This is a genomic window from Carboxylicivirga taeanensis (assembly GCF_051851475.1).
Classification (GTDB): Bacteria; Bacteroidota; Bacteroidia; order Bacteroidales; family Marinilabiliaceae; genus Carboxylicivirga; species Carboxylicivirga taeanensis.
In genome coordinates this window covers 156,271-174,332 of sequence record NZ_JBPUSJ010000004.1, presented here as the reverse complement: position 1 = coordinate 174,332, position 18,062 = coordinate 156,271, and the positions used below count along the sequence as shown (strand labels likewise).

Annotated in this window: 11 protein-coding genes; all 11 read right to left on the bottom strand. The window is 43.7% G+C overall.

The genetic code is table 11. From position 1 onward, the window contains the following. Nucleotides 1-180: 180 nt before the first annotated feature. Nucleotides 181-1,401 (bottom strand): redoxin domain-containing protein, encoded by a 1,221-nt coding sequence (locus tag ACSX1H_RS08015; RefSeq protein WP_439183328.1) that lies wholly within the window; start codon nt 1,399-1,401, stop codon nt 181-183. Next, the gene (locus ACSX1H_RS08010) at nt 1,388-2,764 is read right to left on the bottom strand and encodes a RagB/SusD family nutrient uptake outer membrane protein (protein ID WP_439183327.1); all 1,377 of its coding nucleotides are present in this window, start codon (nt 2,762-2,764) and stop codon (nt 1,388-1,390) included. The genes ACSX1H_RS08015 and ACSX1H_RS08010 overlap by 14 nt, the downstream gene beginning before the upstream one ends. 11 nt (nt 2,765-2,775) lie before the next feature. Then, a complete protein-coding gene (locus ACSX1H_RS08005) occupies nt 2,776-6,228 on the bottom strand; it encodes a SusC/RagA family TonB-linked outer membrane protein (RefSeq protein WP_439183326.1) in 3,453 nt (1,150 codons plus the stop codon). Nucleotides 6,229-6,379: 151 nt separating this feature from the next. After that, complete coding sequence (locus ACSX1H_RS08000) at nt 6,380-7,573, bottom strand: FecR family protein (protein WP_439183325.1); 1,194 nt, start codon at nt 7,571-7,573, stop codon at nt 6,380-6,382. 77 nt (nt 7,574-7,650) lie between these two features. Then, nucleotides 7,651-8,202 carry an RNA polymerase sigma-70 factor gene (locus ACSX1H_RS07995; protein WP_439183324.1) on the bottom strand — a complete coding sequence of 184 codons (552 nt, stop codon included), beginning with the start codon at nt 8,200-8,202 and terminating at the stop codon, nt 7,651-7,653. Between the two features lie 193 nt (nt 8,203-8,395). Continuing rightward, nucleotides 8,396-9,592, bottom strand: coding sequence for a n-acyl-d-glucosamine 2-epimerase (locus ACSX1H_RS07990; protein WP_439183323.1), 1,197 nt, complete (start codon nt 9,590-9,592; stop codon nt 8,396-8,398). Nucleotides 9,593-9,595: 3 nt separating this feature from the next. After that, complete coding sequence (locus ACSX1H_RS07985) at nt 9,596-12,247, bottom strand: sodium:solute symporter family transporter (protein WP_439183322.1); 2,652 nt, start codon at nt 12,245-12,247, stop codon at nt 9,596-9,598. Nucleotide 12,248: 1 nt separating this feature from the next. Next, a complete protein-coding gene (locus ACSX1H_RS07980) occupies nt 12,249-13,172 on the bottom strand; it encodes a dihydrodipicolinate synthase family protein (RefSeq protein WP_439183320.1) in 924 nt (307 codons plus the stop codon). A 57-nt stretch (nt 13,173-13,229) separates the two neighbouring features. Next, nucleotides 13,230-13,916, bottom strand: coding sequence for a GDSL-type esterase/lipase family protein (locus tag ACSX1H_RS07975; RefSeq protein ID WP_439183319.1), 687 nt, complete (start codon nt 13,914-13,916; stop codon nt 13,230-13,232). After that, complete coding sequence (locus tag ACSX1H_RS07970) at nt 13,916-16,039, bottom strand: GDSL-type esterase/lipase family protein (protein WP_439183318.1); 2,124 nt, start codon at nt 16,037-16,039, stop codon at nt 13,916-13,918. The genes ACSX1H_RS07975 and ACSX1H_RS07970 overlap by 1 nt, the downstream gene beginning before the upstream one ends. Further along, nucleotides 16,032-18,062 (bottom strand): family 20 glycosylhydrolase, encoded by a 2,031-nt coding sequence (locus ACSX1H_RS07965; RefSeq protein ID WP_439183317.1) that lies wholly within the window; start codon nt 18,060-18,062, stop codon nt 16,032-16,034. Before ACSX1H_RS07965 ends, ACSX1H_RS07970 begins: the two co-directional genes overlap by 8 nt.

Genomic DNA, 18,062 nt, shown 5'->3' with positions numbered 1-18,062 from the left:
TATTCATCGAGTAAACAGCTAAGTATCAGATTTAATAATAATTAACAACACACTTGATAATTTAACAGAAGCAAGAGCCTTATTTAATAAATAGAAGGCGCATTATTAAAGCATAAAAAAAGAGGATATTTCTAAAAAAATAGAAATATCCTCTTACTAAAACTCCAAAAAGCAATGTTATCAGTCGATTTCTTGTTTTAAGAAACCGTCAAGATAAGCTCCCCGCATGTTGGTTTTATAAATACGATTTTCTTTATCAAGAACAATGCAAGTAGGTACACCTAAAACATTGTATACACTTTTTACTTCGCCATCCATACCATTTGGATCGCGCAACTGAGTCCACACCATGCCTTCTTCCTCCATGGCCTTTTTCCAGTCTTTATCCCGACTGTCCACCGAAATGCTGATAATATTAAAGCCCTTGTCTTTATACTCTTCATGCACCCGCTTTAAATGAGGAATTTCGCCTCTACACGGGCCGCACCAGCTTGCCCAGAACTCCAGCATATTAAATTTACCTGGTTCAATTAAAGTCGATAATTTTACCAACTCCCCATCTCTGTTAAGCAGTTCAATGTCTTTGAACTCCTCACCTAAGGCCACTCTTTTGGCTGCCTCAGCCTGTTTCCTCAATTGCTCAAACAGCGGCGTCTCTTGCCAGTCATTGGCGAGCCAATCAACCATTTCATCAATTTCCTCCACTGTAAAGTCAACATACATAGCAGTAAAGAAATAAGAAACAAAATCGAAGGCTACAATTGAATGAGTGTTGTTACGAATAAAGGCCAGCTTTTTATCGAGCAACAAAGCATTTATCTTCTTCTCTTTGTTCGTTATTTCTATGCCCAGCTCTACATTTTCTGTCCCGTCTTTAATATAAGGGGTCAGATACTCGTTAACATAGCGCTGATTGAGCTCATTCAACTGTGCATTTAATGGCTTCACCTGCTTTTCGTAATTATCTTTTAAGGTTTGGGCCATAGAGCCTTTGATGGTAGCAGGAACAGATTTCCGCTTGGCATTATAATAAAAGCCGGGCAGAGTATTTATATCCCCCTCAAAGGTGATGTCAGAGTTCTCTAAATAAAAATGCGATACATTTTTATATTTCGGATTAGACGCTTCTCCTTCTGGTGTTCTATCGATAATAATCGTGTATAATCCAGGATACTCAACCATTCCTTCTAATAGGAACTTCCCATCATTGATAAGGGTACTGTCTATTATCACCTGAGAGATAAAGTCGCGTTTTTGCAAATAAACCTTGGCGTTTTCGACGTCTCCCTGCACTGTACCATTAATGGTATAGCCTTTATTCCCCTCACAACTTGCCAATACCAATACAAGTATTGCCAGGTATATCAGATTTGCTTTTCTTAGTAAACTAGTTCTCATCATAGCCTTTATTTTGCTTTAATAGGTTATTGCCAGCAATGGCAGAGCGTGGTATTGGCAGCGTTAACAGATTGTCGGACATCACATAATCTGGTGCAATGGTAAAGCCATCAATCATGTGATAACGCACCAAGTCGTACCATTCCTCATTATTTTCTGTATTGAGTTCGAGCCATTTGTGCTTTAAAATTTGTTCGAGCACCTGTGCGTCAGGAATGGCTGCAATAGCCTCTTCACTATAGCCTGCCCGCACACAAATCTGTGCTAACGCCATACGAGCTTCATTCCAGTGTGCCTGACGTGCTTCAGCTTCAGCCAGAATATAGTACATTTCAGCCAGTCTTATAAAAAAGTGTGTATTGGACGGCTCGCCTGAAGCATAATCGTTTTGAACATATTTGCTTGCTGCGTTTTGGTAGGCTTCAACGTAGCGGTTGTCGTAAACCATCTCGCCTTCAACCATCTCATCTGCAATACGTGTCAAGGTACTACCCACTTTAAGCGTTGTGGTATTCATGCTGGTTGGCTCATTAGGGTAGCTCGCAAAAATGGCAAAAAGTACTTCTGATGAGTTAAAACCATTTCGGAACACATCAAAATAGGCCGGCTCCAACATATAACCTGTTGCAGCACCTTCTGTAATTACCTCGGAAGCCAACTGAGCCGCCTGAGCATACTCGTTGAGGTACAGCTTAACACGGGCTAGAAGGGCCTTACCAGTGGTTTGACTCACATAGTAATTTGCTTTGGGATACACTGGTGCATCGCTCACAACAACATTCAAATCGTTCTCAATCAACTCGTAAGCTTTGGCAACCGCGGCTCTCGCCTTGGGCGTATTATCTCTTACAGGTACATCATAAGTCACAATTCCGTATTCAGATGTGATGTCCCAGAACTCACCAAACTGGCGAAGCAAGTGAAAATGAGCCATAGCGCGATGAAATTTGATTTCCGCAATCATTTCTGTCTTGCGCTCATCGGTCAATCCATCCACACTTTTGCCTTCTAGCTGAGCTAGCACCGAATTGGCCATATTAATGACCCGGTATAAAGTTGTGTAGTTTTTCTCGACAGCAATGTTATCCACTTTGATATCATTTTCAGCAAATCCCTGAAATCCACCAATGTAACGCATATCCTCTGTTCCTGTGCGCATAGACATTAAACTGGTGAACCAACCAATCTCTATAGATCGCCAGCTGGCGTACACGCCATTCAAAGCCGTCTCAGCCGAATTCTTATCCGTAACCAATGTTTCATCGGTCAGTACATTTTCAGGCTGAATATTTTCTATATCTCCCATTAAATCGCATGACGTGATTAAAATGAGCAATAGTCCCAATAGTATATATTTGTTATTCATTGTCTTTCAGTTTAAAGTTGAACTTTAATGCCAATCGAAAAAGTTTTGCTTAACGGATATGGGTCATCATTAACCGACATACTCGTTACTCCGCCCCCTAATAACTCTGGGTCTAAACCAGGCCATTCAGTAATGGTGAACAGGTTGGTAGCAGACGCAAATACTGAAGCATTTTTAATGCGCATATTCTTTAACAAACCGGCTGGCAACTGGTAAGATAGGGTGATGTTTTTCATCCGGATGTAAGAAGCATCAAACACATACTTATCTGAATAAGTGTAATTATAATACCCCATAGATGAGTTAATTAACTGTGCATACTCAGCATCCGTATTTTCTGGCGTCCAGGTCTTACCGAACATTTCGCGGTTAATTCCAAGCCCTAGGTTACCGCCGGCATCCGTCATCAGATTCGACCATAAGGCTTCAACACCTTGCGAAAACTGCATGATAAAGGAAAGCGAGAGGTTTTTGTGGGTGAGTGTATTACTCCAACCACCGAAGAAATCTGGTTCAGGATTAGTGATGACCACTTCATCAACTTTGGTAATACGACCATCACCATTTACATCTTCCATCAGGTAATCGCCAACTGCGGTACTTGACTCCTGGTAGTAATTATAACCATTCTCCATGGCTGTCATGTTTAATTCATCAATAACAGCCTGATCCTGTATAATTTCTTTCACTTTATACCCCCTCTTTGTTCCGGCTGGATGACCTTCCAAAAAAGAATCCTGCATGTAGGGGTTGATAGAGGCGCTATTCAGCTTTTCAATGTTATTGCGGTTAAATGCGATATTGAAATTACTGTTCCAAACAAAGCTATTGCTCCTGATAATGTCTCCACCAAGAGATAGTTCCATCCCTTTATTACTCACATCAATAATGTTGGCGTAGTAGTTTTTCATTCCCGACTCGAGAATGTGTGGCGCTGGAGCCAATGCCCCTTCGGTGTAACGGTAATAGGCATCGAAACTACCATACAGACGGTGCTTAAAGAACGAAAAGTCGAAACCACCATTGTATTCGGTTGTCATCTCCCACTTAATACCTTCGTTAGGTAATAAATCTTTGATATCAATGCTCAGCTCACCACCGTAATAGTCTGAACTATTGCGCAGGAAGTATTGTCTGTATGAAAAGTCGGCCACATTGGTTGAACCCGTTTGTCCGGCACTTAATCGTAATTTCAAATCATCAATTTCCGCCACGTCCTTTAAAAAGGATTCGTTATTGATGCGCCAGCCCAAAGATACAGCCGGGAAATAGCCCCATCGGTTATCAGGACCAAATTTTGAGGATTCATCAGCACGGATGGCTGCTTCAACCAGGTAACGGTGATCATAGCTATAAGTGAAACGACCGTAAATAGAATTCAGACCAGTGTTTAGCTCATCGTCGCCAAACATAGTAATTTGACGGGCCGAACCGGGATTATGCATGTAGCGGTCGCTTGGGAAGCCCTCGTAAGAGATATAGCCACTTTTGCTAAAAGTACGATCGGCACTGTAACCAAGCATGGCGGTTAATTTGTGCTCATCAAAATCCTTCTTATAATCCAAGCGGAAGTTTAAAGCCGTGCTGGTTGTATTACTGTTATTAACATCTAAAGATGAATAAGTTGGAATACCAAACATGATATCTTTACTCACAAGAGGAGAAAAATACTCATTATTAAACAGGTAGTTAGCTACATTGACATCCGTATGAAAGCCCAAGTCCTCTGTTAATTCAATATCCAAATAGGCATTACCCATAAACTGGTTATTGTTAAAAACTGACTCTTTTTCTCTCAATGCCACCGGGTTGGCCATATCATTTGGCATACCATAGTATAGGATAGAACCATCAATGCGCTGGAAATCGCCTGTTTCGTTATAAACGGGCACATCCGGACGAATTAACCAAGGCTTGTAAAGCGACGCCATGTAATCCACTTCATCTGCGCTATTACGCTCAGACACCGAATAGTTCATCATGGCTCCCATCTTCACCCGATCACTCAATTCTGTATCAACTGATAAACGAGCTCCATAACGATTCATTTGGTCATTTATAAAAAGGCCCTCCTGATTGATGCCGTTGAAAGAAAAGGAGTAATTAGTACGCTCTGTACCGCCACGCATGGCGAAATTATACTGGTGCGTTGCCGCATTTTTATTTTTCACTTCATCCACCCAATTGGTGTTCTCTGTTCCAAAGGCTTCTTCTTTCAATCCGTTATAAGCGTATTGCCAGGTTTCCCAGTCCAACTCTACATTTCCCAGTTTTCCTAAGGTATATTCATCAGCAAAACTGCGCCACTCATTCATGGCCGTTACCGTACTGCTGAGTATCATGTCCTGCAGCTCCTTAAACTCCTCGTTGTTCAGAGGTTCATACTCTTTCACCGGATTACCAATAGAGAAGGTATAGCCCGCATCGATATTTACGTTATCGCCTTTATGGCCATTTTTGGTATTAATGATAATTACACCATTGGCACCACGAGACCCGTAAATTGCAGTTGCGGCCGCATCTTTCAATACATCAATTGATTCGATATCGTTAGGCGCCAGCGCCAACAGAGGGTTCATGGCATTAGACTGTACAAACATTGGAATACCATCGATAACGAATAGAGGAATGTTATTCGCCTGACCAGAGGTCATGTTCGGATAAGGCGTTGTGATACCACGGATATTTATACGTGGTGTAGCTCCTGGTTCACCACTGTTTTGTGTCATCATCACCCCTTTCATGGTACCACCCAACATGTTGTCCACGCTGGTGCTTGTGGTAGCCAATCGCTCCATCTCTTCCTTGTCCATCGACACAATCGAACTTGTTAAGCTCTTTTTGTCCTTACGACCAAAACCTATGACCACCACCTCGTTTAGATCAGTCGCTTCTTCGTAAAGTGTTACATTAAGCATTGTTTGGCCATTTACAGGCTGCTCCTGTATATCAAATCCGATAAACGAGAAAGTAAGCACTGCTTGTGCTGAGCTAACCTCAATGGAATAATGCCCGTCAACATTGGAAATTACCCCATTGGTTGGATTCGTTTTCTCAAAAATATTGGCCCCTGGTATCGGAATCCCTTTACTATCGGTTACACGCCCCGTAACAGTTACTCTTTGCTGCTGCAATTGATGCTGCCTGTCGCGCGCTGCTTTACCGGGTGAAGGACTAACAATAATCACGTCATTAACAACCTTAAAGTCCAGATCCTTACCCACCAGGGCTTCCTGCATTACTTCCGCAATGGAAGTTGACTCCAGATGCAAATCTAAATCATTAGCCACTGCAATCTCTTCGAGGTTATACAGAAAACGGTAATCACTCTGCTTTTTGATCTGCTGAATCATCTGCTCAAGCGACCCGCCGTTAATATTAATGACTAATTTTTGGTTTTGTGAATGAGTAAGTGCACTCGCCTGAACAGCAAAGAAGATACTGAGTACAACGTAAAGCTTCATAAACAAGTACATTTTTTTGCGGAAACGTATAGGTATACGCCACCCATCAATTCGATTTTTTTTCATACTTTTGATTGATTATAAGTTGGTACAACAAACTGATAATTACAGAAACGGGAAATGTTGGTCGCATTTTCCGTTTCGCTTTTCCTTATCTCACATATACGATATGGTTTTTAATTTCAAATTGAACATTGGTGGTCAGGCTAATCATATCCAGATGCGTGTTAATTTCGGCATAACGCTTTAAGTCGCCAGTAAAACGTTTGGTCTTCATAGCCTGGTTTTCATATACAATCTCTACATCGTACCACCTTTGCAGACTCTCTAAAATCTCTTCCAGTGGTTTATTCTCAAATCTGAATTCACCGTCCTTCCAAGCCGCATAAAGAAGTGGGTCCACCTGATTAATAACTATTTTTTCCTGCTCAGAAATAATGCTTTGCATGCCGGGCTGAAGAATAACCTCCTGGTGGGCCTTATTTAATTGCGACTCCAACATTACTTTACCAGTCACTAAAGTGGTTGTAACAGTATTTTCCTTCCCATAAGCCTGCACATTAAAAGAGGTACCCAACACTTTCACGGCTACCCCCTTAACATTAACGATAAAGGGACGTGCAGCATCTTTTGTTACCTCGAAAAAAGCTTCTCCGGTTAAATTGACTTCTCGTTTATCGGCACCAAATTGTGTCGGATACTCCAAAGTTGTTTCGGAATTCAACCACACTTTAGTGCCATCCGCCAGCGTTAAGGTAAACTCCCCTTTTCGAGGTATAAATATGGTATTTTTCAGACTGGAGCCCTGAGCGGCCGTTTGGCCCCCGGCTTCATTGTATTTAATTTCCTGGTTGGTTGTTTCTATGAGCGTTCCATCGTCTTCCTCAATTACTTGATTGCCCACCATGTCCAGTTCAATTTGGTTGCCATTGGCCAAATACAGGACTGCTTTGCTGCCTCCGGGTTGAATGCCGGACTGCTCTAGCGCAACACCACCTTCAATTGGGGCCTTGTTTGACCAATTATAAGCACTCCAAACAAGTAATAATGGTAAAACTATGGCAGCAGCATAGGCCACCCAACGCATTACAACGCGTTTGCCGGAGGGTTTATTTGCTGAGCGGCTGTACACACTATTCAAGGCCTGCTCAACATTTATCTTCTCAGTTTTTGCTAAGTACGCATCGAACTCTGCCGAATTCTTTAACTGTTCAAACAACAATTCATTTGCTTGATCACTTGAAATCCAATCGTTAAACCGTTTCTCTTCGTCATCGTTTAACGTTTGTCCTTTCAGCAATTTTGCTACAATATCCGCAACTTCAAATGGTGTGCTATTTTTCATGTAATAATGCTTTCATATACTTAGACGCTCAAGAATGAAAAAGTGGGTAATAAAAAATTAACTTTTTTTCTCTAAGCCTAGGCGCCCATAAAAAGAAGTGAGAACAAATTTTTCAACTGCTCTTTCAGAATTTTTTTTGCCCGCTTGCGGTGAGTCTTAACCGTTTCGACTGAGATTCCCAAATCTTCGGCAATTTCAATAGATTTCAAGCCTTCCAGCGAAAGCTTATACACTGTTCGGCATTGCTGAGGCAGATGATTAAGGGCTTGTGCCAATTGCCTATACACCTCTGCACTAATCAGGTCGCTGAAGAAATCCTTTTCCTCCTGATTGTAATGAATAATTTTTTCCTGATGCTTTTGCTTCACCTTTTGATGCCGAATATCATTGAGGCATTGATTTCTAACGGCCTGGTACAAGTATGAACGAATATCTTTATACCGATCCAGGGTTTCGTCTTTTTGAAGTAACTGATAAAACACCTCCTGCACAGCGTCTTCGGCCTGGTATTGATCCTGCAGATACTTTTGGGCATACAAACACAATGCTGAGTAGTAGGTTTTGAAAATATGGTCAAAACTTTCATTTCTAACAACACCGGATTTAATATCTGCTTTTTTCTCTGTCATGAGATGCCGAAAATAAGATAAAACGCCTTAATTAACCAAATTCAGGTTTAAGAAGTGGATAAACAATGCAAAAAAGTTCAACTGACCAGCCTGCAATCACGAAGCTATAATCAGTTGAACTTATTAACTAAACCTTTAATTAATTATTGTGTGGCACGCCAATACAAAAAACGCTGCCTATAGTCAATCGTGACTATCTCTCATCTTTCATTCGTTCCAAAGTCTGCAAACAATAGAGCAAACCACGCGGAACATGAAAACATCCTTTCCACTTGCCTCCTTTTAACGGCAGCAAAACTTTTCCTTCGCGGTTAAGGTAACCAAACCACTCGCCATGCTCCGGATCCGAAAAATGCTTCCAGGCATAATCATGTACTTTTTCGAACCATTCCCAGCATGCCTCATTGCCCGTATGGTAGTAGCCTTTAAGCAGGGCCACCAAAGTTTCCAGGTGCACCCACCATAGCTTTTGATCCCATTCGAGCTGTTGAGTTGGGTGGCCTTTAATATCCATAAAGTAAAAAATACCACCATGCTCCTTGTCCCAGCCATATTCGAGCGTATCTAAGGTGATTTTTACAGCTTTCTCAATTAATTCAGGCCGGTTTAACTTTTCGCCTAAATCCATCATGAACCACATGGCTTCTATCGCGTGCCCCGGATTCAATAAACGCCCTTCAAAACAATCGACAAACTGCCCATCAGGACTCACGTTTTCCAAAACTAATCCTTCCTCAGGAAAATAGAATACCTCCATTACCTCATGGATGATTTTATCCAAGGTTTCCTGAATGAGCTCCTGTGGCAGTAAAGATTCGATCTCCAAAGCCAGATTAGACAAAATCATAGGCAATGCGAAATTCTTTAGCGCCCTTGAGCCCGGATACGCCTTATTATAAACCCCTTTTGGATTATCCTGACGCTCAAGAATTGAATAGAAGGTAGAACGGGCCAACTGACCATACTCTTCTTTACCGGTTGCCTTATATAACTGACCGAAGGCCATGGTCGCAAAGCAGTCGGAGAAAATATTGTATGGCTGGATCAATGGTTCTCCTTTTTGATTTAGAGAAAAATACCATTGCCCCTGATCATCAGCCCCATGCTTTTGTAAAAATGCGGCTCCATGCTCAGCCATTTCAAGCCATTCGGCCTTTTGCTCATAGGTATTGTACAGTTTAGCAAACTGCCACACTTCCCTGGCTTGCAACCAGATGAATTTATCAGTATCGTACACCTCACCCTTGCGCGACAGGCAGGTGAAATAACCGCCGTGTTCCGTGTCTTTGGAATGTTTCATCCAAAATGGAATAACATGGTCGTCGAGCTCCTTCTGGTACTGACTGATTAATTGATTAATGCGTTCTTTGTTTGCTTTTACATTTTTCATTCTTTAGGTTTTTTTCTGATTAGATTTGATTCCTTCATAAACTAGCTCATCGTTTACTGATTTTGAGGGCCATATAAAACTCAACAACCACCCCACACATACGCTTACTGATATGCCGGCAACTCCATAAAGTAAAAAGGACATATCGGAGGTATTACGCAAGTAGCTTAACACCACCAGGCCAACTCCAACACCTATTAAGGCAGCCACTCCCGAAATGCGCTTAAAGAAGATACCCATCATAAAGAAAGCAGCTAATCCGCCTGTTAAAAGCCCCAGGAATGTATTGAACTGATCCCATAAAGAAGCAATGTCCCAGGTAGCCAGCACCAAAGCCATTGCGATGCCGAAAACACCAACAATAATGCCCGACCAACGTGCCACCAGCAAAGTGCTCTGAGCGGACACATTCGCCTTCAATACCTTGTAAAAATCAGAAGTAATAACAGCAGCTACTGAATTGATGTTAGAAGAAAGGGTTGACATGGCTGCAGCAAATACAGCTGCTATCAACAAACCTGCCAGACCTGCCGGCATCTCACTCACTATAAAATGCGGAAACACGGCATCCAGATTTGGAATAGTAATAGATATAGCTCCCGGATTGGAGGTATAAAAAGCATACAAGCCTGTTCCTAAAAGGAAAAAGATTATGGATACCGGCACACTGATAATACCGTTTAACCAGATGCTTCGGGCGGTCGCACGTTCATCTTTGGTCGTCATATATCGCTGTACCACCGATTGGTCGCTGGTGTAGGCAATCAGGCTATTGGCAAAACCTCCTAAAAGCACTACCCACATAACCGGCTTGGACCAATCGAGGCTGGAATCAAATAAGAAGAGTTTATCCTGATCGAGCGATAACTGAATGAAACCACCCAATCCACCATCGACGCCGGCCACCATAAATACCAGCGCAAACAAAGCTCCAGCGAACAAGATGAATCCCTGAATAACATCGCCCCAAACAACGGCTTCGATGCCGCCACTGGTGCAATACACAATGGTTACTACGCCCATGATGATGATGGACCAGTAAACACTAAAACCTGTTACCGTATGCAGAGCCAGCGACGGTAAAAACAGGACAATGGCAATGCGGGTAATCATAAACAGGATAAACAGCACTGAAGCGACCCAGCGCACGGTTCTATTGAACCGCATCTCCAGATACTCATAGGCTGTTCCAATATTTAAACGCCTGAAAAATGGCAGGTAATAACGAATAATTACCGGCACCACCATGATGATGGTAAAGTTAAAAAGCAGCATGCGCCAGTCGGTTGCATAGGCTTTAGCCGGAATAGCAATAAATGTTATGGCACTTAAGGTAGTGGCAAAGATACTGATACCTGCCGCCCACCAAGGAATACGTCCGCCTGCTTTGAAAAAGTCCTGCTCATCGCCTTCGCGCTTCATAAAATAGAACCCTAACAACAACATGGCTATAAAATAGAGCACCAATACCACGTAGTTCAACCACCCAAATCCACCATTTGATTGAAAATCGAGTGCAATAACCTGGTTGGTGCGCACTCCTGGGCTAACCTCACCAGATGGCACCACCACTTTATTTTGCCAAAACACTGCTGAAGTAACTGCCGGCGCATTGCTATTCAGTTTACCCGGACTGAACCAGCTATCGGTAATGGTATTATACACCAATATATCCTTATTAAAGCCCGGATGGTTTAACCACAGCTCATTGCGCTGCGCCTTTGCCTGCTGGCGCACAACTTCATCGTCCGATGTCATTTCACCAATGGCCTTTTCTACACGGTTAAAGACATGACCGGTATCGCCCCCCACCAGAACAATGTGTGAGGCACCAATTTTAACACCTGCGGCAGCAGCTAATGCCAGACTGTTTTTGTTACTTAACTGAATCGCATTTTTTTTCGTCCACTGTTGTTGAGATGGCGTAAACTTCCATACTTCGTTACTAAAAGTAGTAACAGAGTTACCATTTTGCTTATACCGACCTCCAATCACGTATAAACACTGTTCGCTTCCATCCATTTGGCTTTCCACCACCGCATTGGTAATACCGTGAGGCAATCCGGCGAGCATCTGCCAACCATTTTCCGGGTTATCCAGGTTGTATACCAACAAATGGGAATTATACCCTTGTGGTGTAACACCGCCGGCTATATACACATCGCGACCAATTACAGCAATCCCATGGTCTTTCAACGGAAATGGGAGGCTGGCAAAAGGTATTATTTCAGAGGTCTGGTTTGCTACCTTAATGAGCCAGGCATCGGCTAATACCTCCTGAGCATTGGCCCCTCCTGTACACAAAATTCCTTCTGGCAAGGAGACAGCAGCACCTCCGGCAACCATTTTGGGCAACTGTGCTTTATCTTTGTGCCAGGTGAATTGTCCATTTTCTTCCCATCCCAGTAACAGTTCGTTCGTAAATTTCTTTTGACCATCTTCCCATGGTTTAGCGCCAGGAAAGGCAGAGCCTCCGGCCATAACGACCACCTCGTTATGTTGCCCGATAAACGCCCCAGCCCAGCCATGATGCGTCTCTCCTTGCCCGGAGGCAGGCAGAACATCAAGTAAGGCTTGAGATAGCTGCTGCTGAGCTCTTAACGGACCCAGCAGAGCTGATAATATGAATAGTACAATTAGTGTAGTACGTCTCATGTTACTCTCCTTTTGAAAACAGCGCCTCCATGTCCAACGCTTTCACATCCTTAACAAATTCCTGATAGGCTTCCTGCGACATAGCTTTAACCGGTAAACGGAAGCTTCCACATTCAATACCTACGTAGCGCATAAAGGCCTTACCGGTTCCAATACCTCCGTATTTTCCAAGTAAACGAATCATGTCAATGGATTGCTGCTGCAGCTGGCGAGCCGCCTTAAAATCACCTCTTTCGTAGGCAGCCATCAACTCCAGATAAAGTGGCGCTGCATAATTGAAAGTACTTCCCACACTACCTTCGGCTCCTAAAACTAAAGCAGACAACATGTTTTCATCACGTCCCCACAGCATATCATACTGTCCATCGGCAAAGTTTAAGCACGACAAGAAATCCATAAAATCCTCATGAGTATATTTGATACCCGCAAAGTTTGGCATCTGCCCATGTAATTCTTTCATTAAATCAATCATGGCAAATCCTACGCCTGTAAGTACCGGAATATGGTAAAAATACACGGGCAATTCAGGCACTGCCTGCCCGATTGTTTTAACAAATTCGGCCAACTCCTTAACGCTTGGCGGCTTAAAGTAGAAAGGAGCCAAAATGGCGATAGCATCAGCACCAATAGCTTGTGAGTGTCGGGCCAGCTCAATGCATTCTTCGTAGGACGTTCCGCCCACCAGATTAATAAGCTTCATGGGGGAAGCATCCTGCTTAATTTCTTTGGCCCAGGCCTCTGCCACCTGCTTTCGCTCCTGTGTTGTTTGCGACACCCCTTCACCGGTGCTGCCGTTAATAAACGCACCAGCTACCCCATTATTTTTCAAGAATTGGTAGTAAGAAGGGATAATATTCAAATTAATGGCACCATCCGCCGTCATTGGCGTAAAAGGCGCTGCTACAAGTCCTTTAATCTTTTCCATTTTAAATGTCTATCTGTTCGTGTTATCGTTCTTTTTCTAAAAAAAATAGATTCTTTGTTATAAATAGGGTCTGATAATGTTGGCCCAGTGTAAATAGCCCTTACCAGTCAAATGCAGCCCATCATTGGTAAATGAAGGATTCATATGGTTGTTAGTCGTATTTTTAAAGTGTAAAAACAGGTCAATAAATTCGGCCGGCTTATGCTTACACCATTGGGCCAGCTGCTTATTTATCCACAGAATATCTTCGGTTTTGGAGCAATGTCCCGTAAATTTTCCAAAATCAGGATTGACAGGTAGTATGCTCTGAATATACACTGTTGTTTTAGGCGATTGCTCAAATATAAGACTTGCAATGCGGCAGATATTGGCATAAACAGTATCGTTAGAAATACCACGGGCTAAATCATTAACTCCAATCAGTATAAACACTTTGGCCGGCTTTGATTCGGTTACTTCCTCCAATCGATACAACACGCCTTCTGTAATATCTCCGCTTATTCCACGGTTTTTAACATGCCTATTTTGAAATAGCTCACTCCACTCGCCACCGTCAGTAATACTATTCCCTAAAAAAATGATTTCATTTTTAGTATTGGGCATCAATTCAAACAATGTTTTTCGTTGCTGGTAATATGTTCCGAAACGTTGCTCCTGAGACAACGCCTGCATGGTTGACAGTAAAATTAACAGGCCCATCATGCTGAACCACCGACTATTTTTTGTGCTAGGTATCATGGTCATTATTTAGTTTTAAGATTAAATGGCGCATCTACTCGAAAAGTAGAAACAGGTATGCCGTCTTCATTAGTCAGGTTAGCTTGCGAATAGGGCTGCCAACCATAACGAATAGCCTGAACATTTTGAGGATCAGTTTTTATCAGCAGCGAATTATTATTTATGACCCCATCAACGGGAAGAAAAATACCATCCTGCCCGGCTAACTCTAGTTCTCTCACCCTATTCCCATCTGATGTTTGAAGCTTTTTGGTGTGGCTAAACACAATCTCCACATTGCTGCTGTGCAATTTCACGTTTTCAATATCTACATATCCATAGGGCACGGAAGATTTTCCATAAACATCACGAAGAGCTGCATAGGCCAAACGCTCAGCTACCGGATACTTATGAATGGGATGGACGTCTGTTTCGTTGCCATAATCACTGGTGACCACCATGGAAACCCGCGGCAACTGCCTGGCCATTACTCGCTGACTATTCCGAAAATGAGGCCAAGTGGGACGATTTAAAGATGATAATTGAGCAAAAACAACTGGCAAGTCCGGCTGTTTAAAGGCTGCTCGCCAAGCCCGTATCATGGTGGGAAACAGGACCTCATGCAGTTCCACATTATGCGCATTGGATTCCCCCTGATACCACACTACGCCCTTGATGGCCATACCTTCGATCTTTTTCACTCCTGCCTCATATAAATAGGCAGGCTGATACGGATGCCGTTGATGGGAGGATGCAGCCCTCTGCGTATTTAGAGCTGCCCGTTGGCGGCACCACTGCATCGTATGATCGTTGTTATGCCAGTTATACAGCATATCCACCAATTGCGGATGGTGCTCGAGTGTTTGACGATCCACCCAGGCCTCTGTCGGGCTTCCTCCAACAGCCATTTGAATCACACCAATGGGGATGTTCAGCTCTCGCTCCAGCTTGGTTCCAAAATACCAGCCAATGGCCGAAAAATCACTCACATACTCACTGTTAGCCAACTTCCAATTCCCACTCAGATACTCCAGTCGATTTACCCTTTGTAAAATAGTTGTATCCCACACAACCTGATCCGTTGGCGCTAAAGGTTGGAAGTGCAAAAGCCTGATCGCACCGTATTTTTTCTGAGCCAAGGCCTGTTGCCCGCTAGCCGATTGCTTCACACTGAAAGCCATGTTAGATTGCCCGGCACATAACCATACATCACCCACCAGCACGTCGTTTATGACGATTATTTCAGACCTGCTGGCAATGGTGAGCTGATAAGGACCACCAGCTGGCATGGCCGGTAATTCCAACCGCCATTGACCATTAAAGCCTGCATGGGTTACCACCTTAACGCCATTCAGATCCACAGAAACAGGCTCACTCCGGTTCGCGGTGCCCCAAACGGAAATTAGCGTGTCGCGTTGTAAAACCATGTGATCACTAAACAGCTCTGCCACCTGCAAACCGCCAAAATCGCCGGTAAGGTGTTGGTAGGCCAACTGTGCCATAATAGTGGCGCCTTCTTTCGTTGGGTGCAAAGCATCCGGAAAAAGATCGGGGCGGGCATGAAGGGGCGTATGCCAATCAATCAACTGAGCATCCCAATTAAAAGCCACTTGTTCAATGGCTTTCTGAATCTGCCAAAACCAATCACGTGTGCCGGATTTAAATCGTGGATGGGCATGAAAAATCGGTGTCATGCGGCCCAGCCATATTTCGGGCATGGAGCCATCCGCATTTTCAAAGCTTTTTAACAAAGCCCCGTAATCTTCTATGAATTCATCCCGGTAGTTGGGCCAGTTGCGCGGATCGGTATCATTCAAACCCAATGAAACAATTACGATATCGGGCTGAAAAGCCACGGCCTGCTCAAACTCCTCTTGTTGCATATAGGGACGATGCCCTTTACGCAGCAATGTTGCACCACTCTTACCAAAATTACCCACTTCGTAGCTATCGCCCAGTAAGGCCTGAAGCTGCGCCGGATAGCTATTTTTACCCGGTTCATCAATCCCGTAGCCAAATGTCACACTGTTTCCCACACAAGCCACTTTCTTTTTTTGCGCATAGCACTGTGGGCTCTGCACACCCAGGCACAACACCAGCATGGCGATTTTAAAAAGCCAGGTGGTTTTAATCAATCTGCTCCTACTCATTTTCAGTTGTTTCCCGGATCTTATCCGGCGAATAAACAATATTTTGAAGTGCCTGTTTGCCATCGGGCGTCACCAGCACTGCATTAAACATCCACTTCACCAGTCGCACTTCCCGACTTGAAAACGCGCCAACCGGCAATTTCAGCAACAACTTGTTCCAGCCCTTCTGTAACTCAACTGGTATTGGCAAGCGCCCTTCCCAATTCTCATTGCGTAAGGGTATTTCGTTAGACCTAATAGAATGGGTATTTTCCCAAACAGGCGGCTTAATCTCTTCTTCGTTTAGCCAAATGCGGCTAAATTTATAATCCCACTGCCCTTGAGGAGGGGGCAAATCTTTTTCGGAGCGGCTGTAGTTTTGGAACCGCACATAAATACCGGCCTTTTGTGGTAAGGGTGAATACACCCAGGTATAGGCATAGGCGGTATGATTGGCTTGAGGGTTGGCATACAGGCCTGGGATTAAGGTGCCCCAAACATGGCGCAAGTATATGCCGGCTCCTGTGGCCTTATGGGTTGCGTATTGCTTACCCTGATAGGTATAGCTCTTTTGTAAGTTCTTTTCGGGAGGAAAGGTTTGGGTTAAATTCCCATGATTAGGGAAAGCATCAGTGACGCGCCATTTGACATTGGTTTGCTGCACATAGGCAAAAGGCTCCTGATTAAAAACATCCTTTTTAAAGTGGAGCATACGTTGTTCAAAATCTTTGAATGCACTGAACGACTTGCTGGTATCAGCACCGAGCATTGTTCCCTGCTCATAAAAATACGTATCGCGTCCACCTTGCCAGGTTGATTCGGCCAAAGCCAGCATAGCCGGATAAAATCCATTTTCGCCAAGAATTTGTTGGATGCCATCAACATGGCGGTCGTTCCAGATGGCCACAATGGCGCCGGCCACATCAGCATTTCCTTCACTAACACCCGCTACATTACTGTGATACAAGGCTACAATATCAGCAAAGGTATCGAAATGATTGATGTAATGCAGACGCGAGTCAATGGCCGGAATACCCCGATGCAATTTTCCGCGCGAGCTCCACATCTGTATCATATCAATTTCACCCGGTTTATAGTGCCAGCCAGGATTCCAGCTAATGACTTTTTTTCCCTTACTGCGCACATAAGCTACCATTTGCGGCACAAAATCAGGGTTGGTAAATCTGACCTCATCCGTTCCAATGTGCAGATATGGTACATCTGCAAACACTTCACACACCTCATCCAATAATTGTTTAAGCAGTTGCATGCCTCTTTCAGACTGCATGTCGTGCCCTAAAGCACGGGTAAAAGCTGCACTGTGGCCTGGCATGTCAATTTCGGGGATCAATAATACATGGTGTTCATGACAGAATCGCACCAGTTCTCTGGCTTCTTCAATGGTATAAAAGCTTCCTGAGAGGCGTTCAAAATTGGCACTATCGGTTAACTGCGGAAAAACTTTACTTTCCAGTCGCCAGGCAATGTCCTCGGTGAGGTGCCAGTGAAAAACATTGATTTTAAACTGCGACAGCAAGGCAATTTGTTGCTTTAACTCGCTTAGCGGGATGTAACCACGACCGACATCGTGCATGAATCCGCGCACTTTAAAAGCTGGCCAGTCAACAATGGAGCAAGCAGGCACAAGTACCTCATTACCCTGCTTAAAGGCCAGCTGATTTAATGTTTGTAAGGCTCTGTAAACACCTGTTGTTGTGACGGCCTTAATGGCGGCCCCATTGGCATCAACCAACAAGTGATAGGCCTCATTAAAATTAGAAGAGACGCATTTTAACGAATCACTCATCACAACCTTAAGCCGTGCGTTGCTTTCCGATTCCAACACGCATCCCAGGTTTGTCAGCTGCTGTAGCACCATATTCTGCAGTGTGTCTGGCACATTCAATGTAACAGTCGACAGGTTGGCAAATCCATCCTTCCACTCTACTTTTTGAGGCAAAGGCAGTAATACCGATCGCTCATATTGTGCATAAGCAATGTGCAGCAGCAAACAATTTAAAGTGACTAAAAATGCTCTCTTCAT